General features: G+C 62.3%; 14 protein-coding genes and 1 pseudogene. 9 read left to right on the forward strand and 6 right to left on the reverse strand.

The features are described from left to right. Positions 1–130: 130 nt before the first annotated feature. Entirely contained in the window at positions 131–1,708 is a 1,578-nt protein-coding gene (locus NKH57_RS07610) for a trimethylamine methyltransferase family protein (RefSeq protein WP_352728529.1), read from the reverse strand. A gap of 243 nt (positions 1,709–1,951) precedes the next feature. Here NKH57_RS07610 and NKH57_RS07615 point away from each other — a divergent pair, with 243 nt between their 5' ends. The 7 genes and pseudogenes from NKH57_RS07615 (at position 1,952) to NKH57_RS07645 (ending at position 8,404) form a co-directional block, all read left to right on the forward strand. Further along, entirely contained in the window at positions 1,952–2,095 is a 144-nt protein-coding gene (locus NKH57_RS07615; RefSeq protein ID WP_352604984.1) for a hypothetical protein, read from the forward strand. Between the two features lie 95 nt (positions 2,096–2,190). Beyond that, positions 2,191–3,368, forward strand: a pseudogene (locus NKH57_RS07620) (MFS transporter). 61 nt (positions 3,369–3,429) lie between these two features. Further along, positions 3,430–5,499, forward strand: coding sequence for a prolyl oligopeptidase family serine peptidase (locus NKH57_RS07625; RefSeq protein ID WP_352943130.1), 2,070 nt, complete (start codon positions 3,430–3,432; stop codon positions 5,497–5,499). A gap of 99 nt (positions 5,500–5,598) precedes the next feature. Then, positions 5,599–5,739, forward strand: a complete 141-nt coding sequence (locus NKH57_RS07630; protein WP_084025154.1) for a capsid protein — start codon at positions 5,599–5,601, stop codon at positions 5,737–5,739. 51 nt (positions 5,740–5,790) lie between these two features. After that, on the forward strand, positions 5,791–7,170 hold the full coding sequence (locus NKH57_RS07635) for an aspartate aminotransferase family protein (RefSeq protein ID WP_352943133.1): 1,380 nt from the start codon (positions 5,791–5,793) through the stop codon (positions 7,168–7,170). A gap of 141 nt (positions 7,171–7,311) precedes the next feature. Next, entirely contained in the window at positions 7,312–7,677 is a 366-nt protein-coding gene (locus NKH57_RS07640) for a hypothetical protein (protein WP_352728537.1), read from the forward strand. 82 nt (positions 7,678–7,759) lie between these two features. Next, the gene (locus NKH57_RS07645; protein ID WP_352943138.1) at positions 7,760–8,404 is read left to right on the forward strand and encodes a cytochrome c oxidase assembly factor Coa1 family protein; all 645 of its coding nucleotides are present in this window, start codon (positions 7,760–7,762) and stop codon (positions 8,402–8,404) included. A gap of 302 nt (positions 8,405–8,706) precedes the next feature. On the opposite strand, the gene mmsB is transcribed toward NKH57_RS07645, so the two are convergent. From mmsB to NKH57_RS07660, 3 genes are all read right to left on the reverse strand, one after another. Further along, positions 8,707–9,591, reverse strand: a complete 885-nt coding sequence (gene mmsB, locus NKH57_RS07650; protein ID WP_352943141.1) for a 3-hydroxyisobutyrate dehydrogenase — start codon at positions 9,589–9,591, stop codon at positions 8,707–8,709. Between the two features lie 80 nt (positions 9,592–9,671). Further along, positions 9,672–10,040 carry a four helix bundle protein gene (locus tag NKH57_RS07655; RefSeq protein ID WP_352834683.1) on the reverse strand — a complete coding sequence of 123 codons (369 nt, stop codon included), beginning with the start codon at positions 10,038–10,040 and terminating at the stop codon, positions 9,672–9,674. 43 nt (positions 10,041–10,083) lie between these two features. Continuing rightward, entirely contained in the window at positions 10,084–11,253 is a 1,170-nt protein-coding gene (locus NKH57_RS07660) for an isobutyryl-CoA dehydrogenase (protein WP_352943145.1), read from the reverse strand. Positions 11,254–11,411: 158 nt separating this feature from the next. Between NKH57_RS07660 and NKH57_RS07665 the strand changes: the two genes are divergently transcribed. Continuing rightward, positions 11,412–12,026: a dimethylsulfonioproprionate lyase family protein gene (locus tag NKH57_RS07665; protein WP_352943148.1), complete on the forward strand. Its 615-nt coding sequence runs from the start codon at positions 11,412–11,414 to the stop codon at positions 12,024–12,026. Beyond that, on the forward strand, positions 12,026–13,501 hold the full coding sequence (locus NKH57_RS07670) for a cobyric acid synthase (RefSeq protein ID WP_352943151.1): 1,476 nt from the start codon (positions 12,026–12,028) through the stop codon (positions 13,499–13,501). Before NKH57_RS07665 ends, NKH57_RS07670 begins: the two co-directional genes overlap by 1 nt. Before the next feature lie 81 nt (positions 13,502–13,582). Here the strand turns inward: NKH57_RS07670 and NKH57_RS07675 are convergent, their stop codons facing one another. Continuing rightward, positions 13,583–13,957: a hypothetical protein gene (locus tag NKH57_RS07675; RefSeq protein WP_352943198.1), complete on the reverse strand. Its 375-nt coding sequence runs from the start codon at positions 13,955–13,957 to the stop codon at positions 13,583–13,585. 52 nt (positions 13,958–14,009) lie between these two features. Beyond that, positions 14,010–14,795, reverse strand: coding sequence for a TSUP family transporter (locus NKH57_RS07680; RefSeq protein ID WP_352943154.1), 786 nt, complete (start codon positions 14,793–14,795; stop codon positions 14,010–14,012). Positions 14,796–14,866 lie beyond the last annotated feature (71 nt).

Below are 14,866 nucleotides of genomic sequence, written 5' to 3' on the forward strand. Positions count from 1 at the left end.
GGTCCGTTTTTGAAGAGGTTGAATCGAGAGGGAGCGGCGTGCGCCCTTCCTCTACCCCGTCGATTGGGGGAGAGGTGTCGAGCGCAGCTCGACGGAGTTGGGGTCGACTGTTCATCAACAACACAGACGATCAAAAATCGGTTGGCGCGCCGCCCTCGGACCGGCGCTTGGCGACGAAGGCGTTGAGTTCCTCGCGGATGGCCGGGTCCATGTAGGGCTCTTCGTAGGACGCAAGCCGTTCCTTCCAGACTTTGTTGGCCTTTTCGAGCGCTGTCGGCGAGCCGGCTTCCGCCCAGGTCTCGTAATTGCGCCAGTCGGACAGGATCGGCGAGTAGAAGGCGGTCTTGTAGCGATCCTGCGTGTGCTGGGTGCCGAAGAAATGGCCGCCGGGACCGACCGACTGGATGGCGTCGAAGCCGAGCGCCTCTTCGGAAAGGTCGAGCGGGGTCAGGAATTCGGCCACCATCTGCAGCAGGTCGATGTCCAGAATGGTCTTCTCGTAAGAGCAGCGCAGGCCGCCCTCGAGCCAGCCGGCGGCATGCATCATCAGATTGCCGCCGCCCTGGATGGCGCCCCACAGAGAGAACACGCTTTCATAAGCGGCCTGCGCGTCAACCGTGTTGGCGGCGCAGGTGTTGGAGGTCCGGTAGGGGATGTTGTAGCGGCGGGCGAGCTGGCCGCCGACGAGCTGCGCCTTCATGTATTCCGGCGTGCCGAAGGCCGGTGAACCGGACTTCATGTCGACATTGGAGGTGAAGCCGCCATAGCCGACCGGCGCGCCCTTGCGCACCATCTGGGCGAAGGCGATGCCGGACAGTGCCTCGGCGTTCTGCTGCACCAGCGCGCCGGCGATGGTGACCGGCGCCATGGCACCCGACAGGGTGAATGGCGTCACGACGACGACCTGGCCCTTGCTCGACATCTGGATGATGCCTTCCATCATCGGCACATCGAGCTTGAGCGGCGAATTGGTGTTGATGATGGTGAAGACGGACGGCTCTTCGAGCAGCTGCTCGGGGCTGATGCCGCGCGCGATCCTGGCGATCTCGATGCCGTCCACATTGCGCTCCTTGCCGAGCGAATAGATGTGGAACACCTTGTCGGTGAGCACGCTGAGATCGCGGATGCATTCGAGGTGGCGCACGGACGGATGGATATCGGTCGGCTCGACCGGATAGCCACCCGTGCAGTTCAGGATGTTGTGCATCTGCGCAAGCTTGAGGAAGTTGCGGTAGTCCTGCTGATTGCCGGGCCGGCGGCCATGATCGAGGTCGGAGCAATTGGGCGCCGACGCCATCATCGAGATGATCACATTGTTGCCGCCGAAGCGCACATTGTGCGCCGGATTACGGGCATGGATGGTGAATTCCGACGGGCAGTGCGACACCAGATCCAGGATCATGTCGCTGTCGAAGCGCACCCGCTCTGAGCCGTCGCGCACGTCGGCGCCGTGCGCCTTCATGATGCGGCGGGCTTCGTCATGCAGAACGTCGACGCCGATTTCCCGCAGCACGCGCAACGAAGCGAGGTGGATCGACTCCAGCTCGTCGTCGGAGACCAGCCTGGTCGGCGCCAGCGGGTTTTTCAGTTGGCGGAAAGCCGGCTGCTCGAACGCGGCCGAGCCGCCGGCGCGCTTTCCGGCGCGGCCGCCGCGGCGGGCGCGGTCGGTGGCCAATGCCGGTTCTGCTGGTTGTAAGGCGGCGGTCATGGCGGTCCTCATAGGATGCGGTAGCGGGCGGCATAATGGACCGGCGGCTGTCCAGCCATTGCGGAGGCGGCGACCACTAGGGCTAGGGAAGCGACATACCGGAACGGCAGTTGCGCGGCCCAAATGCGTTGCCCCGTTGGCGCAAGCGTATTTCGCTTTCCGGCCCTTCCGTTCTCCGGATCGAACCAGTAGCTAGTTGCGCTTGCTGGCCGGATGGCCAGCGCAATTCATTTGGACAGCAGCATGGTCGCGACCGGCTCGAGCGAAAGCGAAGCGACAACGCAATGGCCAGCGCTTGCCGGCCTCACCGCGGCACTTGCCATGTTCGGCGCGGCGCAAGGGGTGGCGGTGCGGCTGGTCGGTGCACGCGTGCGCCGCGCCGCCTGACAGACATCGTACGGAGCAAAGCGGTTTTCGCCCTCCGGGGACTTACCACCACGTAACTAATCGATAATCCTGCAACCCCGATAGCGGTGCGCACAATGAACCTGGCGGAATCGAACGACGAGACGATGCAGTGGGCTGGTATCACCGGCGTGATCGCAACCGTATCTGTGTTCGCTATCGCCCAGGGACTGTCCTATCCGCTGTTGAGCTTTATCTTGCAGCGTCAGGACGTTTCTCCGGCGATGATCGGCCTTTCGGCGGCGATGACGCCGATCGGCTTCATCGTGTCGTCGCCATTGATCCCGTCGCTGGCGCGGCGGTTCGGGGCAGGGCGCACGGCGCTCATTTGTGCCGCGCTTTCCGCGGTTGTGCTGGCGCTTATCGGCTGGACGCAGAATGTTTATCTCTGGTTTCCGCTGCGCTTCCTGATCGGCGTCGTCACCAATCCGCTTTACGTGCTGAGCGAGATCTGGGTGATCGCGCTGGCGCCGCCGGCGCGACGCGGTCGCGTCATGGGCGTTTACTCGACGATCATCTCGGCCGGTTTCGCGGCCGGGCCGCTTTGCCTGCTTGCCGTTGGCACGGAGGGCTGGCCGCCATTCCTCGTCGGCATTTTCGCCTTCGTGCTGTGCGGCATCTGCCTGGCCTCGGTTCTGCCGCGCTTGCCCAAGGTCGACGAGGCCGGGCATCAGGTTTCCGTCCTCGGTTCGTGCCGCTGGCGTGGCTGCTTTTGTTTGCCGTCATCGTGGCCGCCGGTTTCGAACAGGGCGCGCTGGCCCTGCTGCCGGTCTATGGCACTCATCACGGCATCACTGAGACCCGCATGTCGGCGCTGCTGTCGGTGATGATCGCCGGCAACATCGCCATGCAGGTGCCGCTCGGATTGCTGGCGGAAAGGCTTTCCGCACACCTGGTGCGGCTTGCCTGTGTTGCGCTGACGGTGCTCGGCTGCGTGCTTCTGCCGCTGCTCATCGAGACGCCGCTGATCTGGCCGATGATTTTCGTCTGGGGTGCTGTTTCCTACGGCATCTACACGATGTCGATCATCGAGCTCGGCGAGCGCTTCACAGGCTCGACACTGGTCGCCGGCAACGCAGCATTCTCCTTGATGTGGGGCGTCGGCGGCATCGCCGTGCCGCCGCTGGCGGGCGGCGCCATGGATATTCTGGGCGCCGGCGGGCTGCCGATCACGCTCGGCCTGATGTGCCTGGCGCTGGCCATCGCGAGCCTGGCTGGCCGGCGGAAAGCCTCAATTGTGCGCCGAACATATTGAATATCGGACATAGCATATCGATGTTGGCAATCCCCAAAGCGACGCGTTTATCGGAGACCTCATGACCAAGCCCATCCAAAAACCAGGATCCGCCACCGAGACCAACGATCCGTTTCTCTGGCTGGAAGACAGGACAGCCGCGCAGTCGCTTGACTGGGTGCATCGCCAGAACGAGGTCACGGTTGGCGAGCTGCAGGGTGATCCTTCCTATCAGGCGTCGTTCCAGACCGCGCTCGATCTGATGACGGCCGAAGACAACATTGCAGTCGGCGCAGCACTCAAAGGCCATGTCTATAATTTCTGGCAGGACAAGACTAATGTGCTCGGCCTCTGGCGCCGCACGACGGTTGCTTCCTACAAAACCGAAAAACCCGACTGGGAAACGATCATCGACTTCGACCAGCTTGCGGCGAAAGAGGGGATCAAATGGGTGTTCGGAGGCGCAAGCCGACTCTATCCGGACTTCAATCGCTGTCTGGTGAGTATGTCGCCCGATGGCGGCGACGCCAGCGAGATGCGTGAATTCGACATCGAAACGAAATCCTTCGTGGAAGGTGGGTTTCGCGCGCCCGCATCCAAGTCGGGTTTCAGCTGGCTGGACAAGGACACGGTCATCGTTTCGGCGGCGTTCGAGGAGGCCGACAAGACTGAGTCCGGGTATCCGCGCGTGATCAAGCTCTGGAAGCGGGGCACGAAGCTCGAAGACGTGACACCGATCTTCGAGGCGCAGAAAGAGGATCTCGCCGTTGGCGCAGCTGTCGAGTTCGACGGCGACAGGCGCTATTTGATCTTGGCCCGGACGCTGAATTTCTTCGCTTCGCACATCTTCCTGCGGCTGCCGTCCGGCGAAAACAAACAGTTGCCACTGCCGGACGACATGACCGACACCGCGATCTTCAGGGATCAGCTCGTCTTCGGCCTGCGCAGCCCGTGGACGGCGCCCGATGGCACGTTGTGCAAGCCTGATGGCCTCTATTCGCTGGATCTGGCGCTCTGGGTCGAGACCGCTACGCTCGGTCCGGTGGAAACCGTGTTGGAGCCGGCATATCGGGTGTCCATCGCCGGCATTGCCCGCACGCAGGACCGGCTGTTCATCAACCTGATGGACAATGTGCGCGGCAAGGTCGTCGTCTGCGAGCGCAAGGAGGGCGGCTGGTCGCTGAAACCGGTCGCGTTGCCCGAAAACGGCAATGTAGGCATCAGCCATGCCGAGCAGTTCGGGTCGAGTGTGTCGTTCTCCTTCACCGATTTCCTGACGCCGAGCTCGATCATCTGGTCGGACGACAATGGCGAGACACTGGCAACCGTGAAGTCTCAGCCGGCGCGTTTCGATGCCTCGCCGCTGATCTCAGAACAGTTCGAGGCGCGCTCGAAGGACGGCACGATGATCCCCTATTTCGTCGTCAGGCGGCGCGACCAGAAGAGTCCGGTGCCGACGCTGCTCTATGGCTATGGGGGCTTCGAAGTGCCGTTGCTGCCTGGCTATGCCGGCGTGCGCGGCAGGCTGTGGCTGGAGAAGGGCAACGCCTATGTGCAGGCCTGCATCCGCGGCGGCGGCGAGTTTGGCCCGGCCTGGCATCAGGCGGCGCTCAAGGGCAATCGCCAGAACGGCTTCGACGATTTTGCGGCAGTAGCACAGGACGTCGTCAAACGCGGTATCGCCACGGCTGCTTCGCTCGGCATCCAAGGCGGTTCGAATGGCGGCCTGCTGACAGGCGTTTCCCTGACGCAGCGCCCCGAACTGTTCGGCGCCGTGATTATCGAAGTGCCGCTGCTCGACATGCTGCGCTACACTGAATTGCCGCCGGGTGCTTCCTGGATGGCCGAATATGGCGACCCGTCGAAACCGGAAGACGCCAAGTGGCTTTCCGCCTATTCGCCCTATCAGCATGTCGATGCCGGTGCTGCCTATCCGCCGGTTTTGCTGACCACCTCGACCGCCGACGACCGGGTCCATCCCGGACATGCGCGCAAGATGGCCGCCCGTCTGCAGGAAGCCGGTCATACCAAGACGATGTTCTTCGAGGAGACCGAGGGTGGGCATGGCGGCCGAGGCGACCGCCGGCCGCAGGCGGCGCAGACGGCGATGAAATATGTCTTCCTGCAAAGGGCGCTGGGTGGAACGGCATAGACGGCAGATTTTGATGCAATTCCCGAGGAAGAGCACTACGCACTTTCCTCCGGGAAAACCGTTTCACACTTTTCCCGAAATTGCTCTAAGGTGCCATCCATGGCTCTCGAAGGGACATTGGCTGGCGCATTCGGGCTTCGCGCATTGCGGGTCGCGGTGACACCGTCACCGCGCACGCTGCGCGCCGAGCTTTTGCGGCTGTGCGCCCGCATCGGTTATTCGCCACCTGTCTGCCTCTGACGCATTCGCCCCGGCTTGGGCCGGATAGAATCCAGAGGAAAGATCAGATCCATGACTTATCAGAATTATTCGCTGAAGCAGCTTCAGCAGATCGATGCCGCGCATCATCTGCATCCGTTCACCGATCACAGGGAACTGCGCGAAGTCGGCTCGCGTATCATCACCCGCGCCAATGGGCCGTTCATCTATGATTCCGAGGGGGCTGAAATCCTCGACGGCATGGCCGGGCTGTGGTGCGTGAACGTCGGCTATGGGCGCGACGAACTGGCCGAGGCAGCCTATGCCCAGATGAAGGAGCTGCCCTACTACAACTCCTTCTTCAAATGTTCGACGCCGACGCCGGTGCTGTTGTCACAAAAACTGGCGGAAATCGCACCGAAGAACGTCAGCCAGGTGTTCTACGGTTCGTCCGGTTCGGAAGCCAACGACACGGCGCTGCGCCTTGTGCGCCATTACTGGGTGTTGGAAGGCAAGCCGGAGAAGAACCGCATCATCTCGCGCAAGATGGCCTATCACGGCTCGACCGTTGCCGGCACCTCGCTCGGCGGGATGGATGCCATGCACAAGCAGCTCGGCGGTGCGGTGCCCAACATCGTCCATGTGATGATGCCCTATGCCTATGAGCTGGCGCTGCCGGGCGAGAGCGATCATGATTTCGGCTTGCGCGCGGCCGGGGCTGTCGAGGTTGCGATCCTCGAAGCCGGCGCCAACAAGGTTGCTGCCTTCATCGGCGAGCCGGTCATGGGAGCAGGCGGTGTGAAAATTCCGCCGGTCAGCTACTGGCCGGAGGTGCAGCGCATCTGCCGCAAATATGATGTCCTGCTGATGCTGGACGAGGTCATCACCGGCTATGGCCGCACCGGCGAGTGGTTCGCCGCGCAAACGCTCGGCATCGAGCCGGACACGATCACCACGGCCAAGGCCCTGACCTCGGGCTATCAGCCGCTGTCGGCATTGCTGGTCGGCGACCGCATAGCCTCGACGCTGGTCGAGAAGGGCGGCGAGTTCAATCACGGCTACACCTATTCCGGCCACCCGGTGGCCTGCGCCGTGGCGCTGAAGAACCTCGAGATCATCGAGCGGGAAGGGCTGGTCGACCGCGTCCGGAACGATACCGGCCCCTATTTCGCAAAGGCGTTGCAGGAGCGCATTGCCGGGCATGATCTGGTCGGCGAGGTGCGTTCGATCGGGCTTATGGGCGCGATCGAGATCGTCAAGGACAAGGCGACCAAGGAGCGGTTCCTGCCGGCGGGAAGCGCGGCAGTGACCGTGCGTGATCATGCGATTGCCAACGGCTTGATGCTGCGCGCCACCGGCGACACGATGATCCTGTCGCCGCCGCTGATCTGGACCCGCGATACGATCGACATGGCCTGCGACCGCATCTCGAAGGCGCTGGCTCTGGCGCAAGCCGATCTGCGCAAGCGGTAGGGCTCGAGCCCCGACCGGGCGTTCCTCGGCAGTAGCGCCCGGTCTCGACAACATGATCAAGCGGCGAGTGAACGAAATGCATCCCCATCGCGTAGTGTGTGGGGCAGCGGCTGATTCGGCCGCGACAAGGGGTTTGTCTGGATGAGAAAGATCGGCAAGAGCCGACGGACGCAAGAAGCGGCCAGCATCGGCGGTGATCTGATGCTGGCGCCGCTGGTGGCGATGATGCGGCTGCCTCTGATGGCCATGGATGGCGGGAGCAGCCAGCCATGGGGCACGGAGACGGCGCGTGCGGTAAACGAGAAGACCGCCGCCATGGCCCAAGGCGCGTTTGCGGCGCAAATGTCTTTCCTGCAGTCGGCATCGCGGTTCTGGCCCGAGGTCTTTTCCGGTCGCACGCCGTCGCTGTTCAACGGTGTTGCGGCGGAACGCTCGATTAGCGCTGCGCTGAAGCCGGCAAGCCGTGCCGTGAAGGCGAATTTTCGCCGACTGTCCAACAAGACCTGATCGAGGTTGCGGAACTTTGATTTTGCGCATCGAGGAGTGCATGCGCTAGAACCAGTCGGTACAATTACCGATGGGGGACACGATGGCCGGACAACCGCTCAACCAGCCGGCTGAAATTCCAGCCGAACTCGACCGCTGGAACTGGGGCGCCTTCTTCCTCAACTGGATCTGGGGCATCGGCAACAGCACCTTCATCGCGCTACTGGCGCTGATCCCGTTCGTCAACATCATCATGATCATCGTGTTGGGTGCACGCGGCAGTCGCTGGGCCTGGCGGAACCGCGCCTGGCGCGACGCGGAACAGTTTCGCAAGACGCAACGCAACTGGGCAATAGCCGGCGTTGTCGTGTGGGTGGTCGGGATCGGCGGTTGTGCGACGATGGTCGGCAGCATCCCTTACGTCCTGAAAGGCAGCGATGCCTATCATATCACCATGGACAGCCTTCGCGCCGACGATCGCGTGAAGGCCGCGCTCGGTGATGATGTGGCCGACAGTTTCTGGGTCGGTGGCCATCTCAATATCAATGCGAATGGTTCTGGCGACGCTCGGTTCAGCATTCCGGTCCACGGCGCCATGGGCAAAGGCACTGCCTACTCAACCGCAGTCCGCGCTGCCGGCACGTGGAGCCTGCGCCTGCTGGTCGTCAGGGTCGAGGGGGCCGATGCACCGATCGTGCTGATCAACGAAGATCATGTCCCGATCCCGAATGCGGCAATCGGAATATAAAACCAGACGGTGCGGATAAACTGGCGGAAACGCAAAAACCGCGCTCCATCGGGAACGCGGCTTTGCCAGATACGCATGGCGCTTCGCTACTCAAATACTTTGCGAAACCTACGGCATTTGTCGAAACTTACAGGCTCCGGTACGCGAGACCTGATCCGGAGCGCCGGGCGGATGCGATATGTCCGCCTCGCAATCCGTTTTATAGGAACATCGTTACCGCAGAGTTATCGAGAGCTTAAGCAAATCTAAATTTGCATTTTTTCTGCCGAAGGAAATCGGAAAAAGCCTGCCAAGTCCGTTGGTTACGCTGGATTGCCGCGTAGAAAATTAATTATGCCGGAGAAATCGGCGCCGCCATGTCCCTGGGCGTTGAACAAGGCATAGAGCTGGGCTGCTTCGGCGCCAAGCGGCGTCACCGCACCCGCGCTTTGTGCTGCTTCCTGGGACAATTTCAGATCTTTCAGCATCAGTGCCGCTGCAAACCCTGGCTTGTAGTCCCTGTTGGCGGGCGAAGTCGGCACAGGGCCGGGCACCGGGCAATAGGCGGTCAAGGACCAGCATTGCCCCGACGAGGTCGAGGCGACATCGAACAGTGCTTGGTGCGAGAGGCCGAGCTTTTCCGCCAGAACGAAGGCTTCGGCGACACCGATCATCGAGACGCCAAGGATCATGTTGTTGCATATCTTTGCCGCCTGTCCGGCGCCGTCGCCGCCGCAATGGACGATGCGGCCAGCCATCGGCTTCAGGACCGGCTCGGCTGCGGCGAAGGCATCGCCGGAGCCTCCGGCCATGAAGGTGAGCGTGCCGGCCGCGGCACCGCCCGTGCCGCCCGAGACGGGTGCATCGATGGACAGCAGGCCGTGTTTGGCGGCAATGGCGTGCGCCTTGCGCGCCGATTCAACGTCGATGGTCGAGGAATCGATGAACAACGTGCCTTCTTTCGCCTTGGGCGCGATGTCCTCATAGACCGATAGCACGTGCTTGCCGGCTGGCAGCATGGTGATCACCACCTCGGCGCCCTTCACCGCAGCCGGTGCGTTGGCCATGACGACCACGCCATGCTCGCGCGCGACGGTAAGGTTCTCCGGCACCAGGTCGAAGCCGTGCACGGCATACCCCGCCTTGACCAGGTTGGCGGCCATCGGATTGCCCATGTTTCCGAGGCCGATGAAGGCGATGGTGGTCATCGTGGTGCTCCGTGATTTGTGCTAGGCAGTAGGCAGTAGGCAGTAGGCAGTAGGCAGTAGGCAGTAGGCAGTAGGGTTGTCTATTCCGGCTTAAGTCTGACAATGAGTTGGCGAAGCATTTTGCCGATGCCCTCGGTGGATGTCAGCAAATGATCAGCTTGATCATGCGTGGCAAGGCCAATGCGTTCGGCGATCTGGAGGTGTGTCTCGAACTCCTTCAGCGAGCCTTGGGCTATTCTGAGAAATTGCTGATAAGAGCCTCTGTTATCTCGACCGTAACCTTCGGCGATGTTTGCAGGGATCGAGGTCGCTGAACGGCGGATTTGGCTGGTCAACCCGTATAATTCTTCCTTGGGCCATACCTTGGTCAAGGAATAGGTGGCGACAGCCAGGTCCATCGCCTGCTGCCACACGATAAGATCCTTGTATGAATTGATCTTGCCGGTCATCTCACTGCCTACTGCCTACTGCCTACTGCCTACTGCCTACTGCCTACTGCCTTCCAATTAATGCACGCGCGATGATGACGCGCATGATTTCGTTGGTGCCTTCGAGGATCTGGTGCACGCGCAGGTCCCGCACCAGCTTCTCGATGCCGTAGTCGTGCAGGTAGCCATAACCGCCGAGCAGTTGCAGCGCGTCGTTGGCGACATTGAAGCCGGTGTCGGTGACGAAGCGCTTGGCCATCGCTGACCATTTGCCGGCATCCGGCGCCTTGCGGTCGAGCTTCGAGGCGGCGGCATAAAGGAAGATGCGCGCCGCCTGTAGCTCGGTCTCCATGTCGGCCAGCTTGAACTGCAAGGCCTGGAACTGATTGATCTTCGAGCCGAAGGCCTTGCGCTCGGCGGTGTAGGCAAGCGCTTTGTCGAGCGCCGACTGTGCGCCGCCAAGCGAACAGGCGGCGATGTTCAACCGGCCGCCGTCGAGGCCCGCCATGGCAATGCCGAAGCCGGCGCCTTCGCCCGACAGAAGGTTCTCCGCCGGCACCTTGCAATCCTCGAAGATGACCTGGCGGGTAGACTGCATGTGCCAGCCCATCTTGTGCTCGTTGGCGCCGAAGGAGAGGCCCGGTGCATCTTTCGGCACGACGATGGTGGAAATACCTTTCGGCCCCTCAGTACCGGTCCGCACCATGACGGCGTAGACATCGCTGTCGCCTGCGCCCGAGATGAACTGCTTGGTGCCGTTGAGGACATAGTCGCCGCCGCTCTTGACCGCGCGCGTCTTGAGCGCCGCGGCATCGGAGCCCGAGCCCGGCTCGGTCAGGCAGTAGCTCGCCAGCCATTCCATCGAGGTAAGTTTCGGCAGGAAGCGCTGGCGCTGTTCCTCATTGCCGAAACGGTCGATCATCGAGGCCACCATGTTGTGGATCGAGATGAAGGACGAAAAGGCTGGATCGGCGTGCGAAAGCGCCTCGAAGATCAGCACGGCATCGAGCCGGCCCAGCGCCGAACCGCCGACATCGTCCCTGATATAGATGCCGCCGAGGCCAAGCGGCCCGGTCTCGCGGATCACATCGGCGGGAAAGTGTTTCCGTCGATCCCAGTCGAGTGCATTCGGCGCGACGCGGTCGGCGGCGAAGGCCTGCGCCATCTCCTGGATGGCGCGCTGTTCCTCATTGAGTTCGAACTGGCTGGTGCTCGCATCGACCGAGGCGTCCATTGGCGTGCTCCCTATGTGCTGGCCCAGCTAGCCCGCTGGCCCGTCGTTTTTGGCTTTGCGCGCGCCCCAATCTAGACCAATGATGCCGCCGCGCAACCCGACCCATCAACCGCCCATTTGGGGAGCGGCTGTGCATCAATGCCTGTCCGGAGCATGACGTGACGACAAAATTCGATGATTTGCTGGGGCAGTTCCACGCATACCTTGCGTCCGTCGATCACGCCCTGGTGCGCGATGCCGTGGCGCGGATCGGCTGGGACATGCCCGCCCGCACGCTGGAGCCGCATCCGCTTGCCTGCCTGCGCCATCTCGATCGCGTCGTGGAACTGGCGCCGCCGGATGCCAAGCCGCTGGTGCGGCTGCTTGCCGAGCATCGGAACGATTTCCGCTGCGGGCAGACCTACAGCGAGGCGGATTTCGGAAAAGAGTTCATCGACAATTACGGCTGGCTCGAAGTGTTCGGCACGCGAGGCCACTTCGCCAATGACGAGGTCGCCGCCGGCCTGCTGATCCTTGGGCCCGACATCGTCTATCCCGACCACCATCATGTTGCCGAGGAAATCTACATTCCGCTGACCGGTGGCACCGAATGGCGCATGGGCGAGAGCGCTTTTTGCCCGCGTATGGCCGGCGAGGTCGTCCACCACGCTTTCAACGTCAATCACGCCATGCGCACCGGCAAAGAGCCGTTGCTGGCGCTCTACATCTGGCGCGGCGGGCCGCTGGCGCAGAAATCGAGCATCACCGGAACCGTGACGCAGGGCAGGGGCTGATGGCCAGGGCGATCATGCTGCAAGGCACGGGTTCGGATGTCGGCAAGACGGTTCTGGTCGCCGGCCTCTGCCGCGCGGCAAAAAAGCGTGGGCTGAAGGTGCGGCCATTCAAGCCGCAGAACATGTCGAACAATGCTGCCGTCGCCGACATTCCGGGCGACAACAACCATGGCGGCGGCGAGATCGGCCGTGCCCAATGGCTACAGGCGATGGCTTGCGGCGTCGCCCCATCGGTCCACATGAACCCGGTACTGCTCAAGCCGCAGACCGATGTCGGCGCGCAGGTCATCGTGCAGGGAAAGGTATTCGGCGAAGCGCGGGCGCGCGACTACCAGGTGATGAAGGGCCAACTGATGGATGCCGTTCTGGACTCCTGGGACAAGGTTGGCGAGGGCGCCGATCTCGTCATCGTCGAGGGTGCCGGCTCGCCGGCCGAGATCAACCTGCGCAGCCACGACATCGCCAATATGGGCTTTGCCACGCGCGCCGACGTGCCAGTGGTGCTGGTCGGCGATATCGATCGCGGCGGCGTCATCGCTTCGGTCGCCGGTACGCATCTGATCCTGCCGGAAGAGGACCGGCGCATGATCGTCGGCTATCTCATCAACAAGTTCCGCGGCGATGTTTCGCTGTTCGATGACGGCATCAGGTCAATCGAGACATTCACGGGATGGCGCTGTTTTGGCGTCGTTCCGTGGCTGAAGGCGGCGGCACGTTTGCCTTCGGAGGATTCTGTCGTGCTGGAACGGCTGGCGTCCGGTGAGGCGCGCGCGCTGAGGGTGGCCGTGCCGATGCTTGGCCGCATCGCTAATTTCGACGATCTCGACCCGCTCAAGGCCGAACCGCAGGTCGAGGTGGTGTTCGTTCCACCGGGAAAGCCGTTGCCGCAAGACGCGGGGCTGGTGGTTATCCCAGGCTCGAAATCGACGATTGGCGATCTCATAAAATTCCGCGAGAACGGCTGGGACCGCGACCTTCTCGCGCATCGCAAGCGTGGCGGCCATGTCGTCGGTATCTGCGGTGGTTTTCAGATGCTTGGCCATATGGTGCGCGATCCCGACGGCATCGAAGGCAGCATCACCGAAGCCGAAGGGCTCGGCCTTCTCGACGTCGAAACGGTGATGGAACCGGAGAAGACCGTACGCAATGTCAGCGCCCGTTCGGTGCCGTTCGACCTGCCGCTCGAAGGCTATGAAATCCATCTTGGCCGCACCACCGGGCCAGATACGCTCCGGCCGTCCGCAGTCATCAATGGCGTCGATGACGGGGCAGTCTCGGCCGATGGCAAGGTGATCGGCACCTATATGCATGGCCTGTTTGGTGCCGACGGCTTTCGCGGGAAATTCCTCGAAAGCCTCGGCATCAAGGGCGGTGGCATCGACTATCGAGCCGAGGTCGAGCGCGCGCTGGACGAGGTCGCAACCGAGCTGGAGACCCATCTCGACTGCGACGCAATCTTTGCGCTGGCGCGGTAGATTCGCCCATCGCTTCGTCATCCACGGGCGGGCCAAGAAGGGAAGCGACGCAGCGCAGAGCCGATATTCCATGCCGCGACTTCAAAGCGTTGCAGCGGTACAGAATTCTGCTCCGTTGCACTCCGCGGGATCCGCCCGGCGACGGTTCGGTCCTGCTCGTGCTGGGGTTGCATCTCGGCTGGCATCGGCCATTTGCGCCAAGGCAAATCTAGCAGACCCATGGCCCGAATCAAAAGCGCCCGGCGTTTTGCCGGGCGCGCCACGTGCCCCCGTCAAATGAAATTGGCAGGCGCCGCGCATCAGGCACCCGCCGGCAAGCACGATGAAAGCGATAAGAACAATCCACACCGATGCAAGTGGAATGAACGCAAGAATGCCAAGCGCGGCGAGAACGCCGATGATGGCGATAACAACGGAAATGATAAAAACGATCTGGGTAGGTGCGCTAAGATTCATGTTTGGCTCCTCGCAACATGATTCGAACAGCGGCAGTCTATCAGGCGTATGATCACACACCAATCAGGGCCCGCAGCGGGTTCGCCGGGTCGGCCAGCAGTTTCAGCGCAAGCGCCAGACACACGATCACCAGCAGCGGCTTGATCAGTTTTGCGCCGATGCGCATGGCGAGACTCGCGCCGACGCGGGCGCCGAGGAACTGGGCAATGCCCATCATCAGGCCGATCTTCCAATAGACGACGCCGAAGGCGGCGAAGACGATGAAGCCGCCGATGTTGGAGGCGAAGTTGAGCAATTTGGTATGCGCTGTCGCCTTGAGCACGCCGTAGCCGGCAAGTGCCACGAAGGCCAGCATGTAGAAGGAGCCGGCGCCTGGTCCGAACAGGCCATCGTAGAAGCCAATTGCCGGCACCAGGGTCAATCCGAACACGAACGGCGACAGGCGCTCGGCGCGGTCGACGTCGTTCATGTTGGGTTTGAAAGCGAAGTAGAGCGCGATGGCGATCAGCACGATGGGCAAGGCAGCCCGCAGAATGTCACCCGGCACGATCGTTGCCAGCAAGGCGCCGATGGCGCTTCCGACAAGGGCCAAAAGCGCCGATGGCAATTGCCGGCGCAGGTCCACATGACCCTTCGACGCGTAGTGAATGGTCGCCGAGCCGGAGCCGAACATGCCTTGGAGCTTGTTGGTTCCAAGCGCCTCGACCGGCGAGAAACCGGCAAGCAGCAGTGCTGGAATGGTGATCAGTCCGCCGCCGCCGGCGATCGAGTCGACAAAGCCTGCAGCAAAGCCGGCGAAGGCGAGCATGGCAACGGTCTGGATGCTAAGGTCGATCATCTGATGTATGGAGGGGCTCGGTCGGCTGAGATGTCCGGCGTTCGACCACGACCGCCCTGTTTGCGCAAGAC

It is taken from the genome of Mesorhizobium sp. M1050 (assembly GCF_040318715.1).
Classification (GTDB): domain Bacteria; phylum Pseudomonadota; class Alphaproteobacteria; order Rhizobiales; family Rhizobiaceae; genus Mesorhizobium.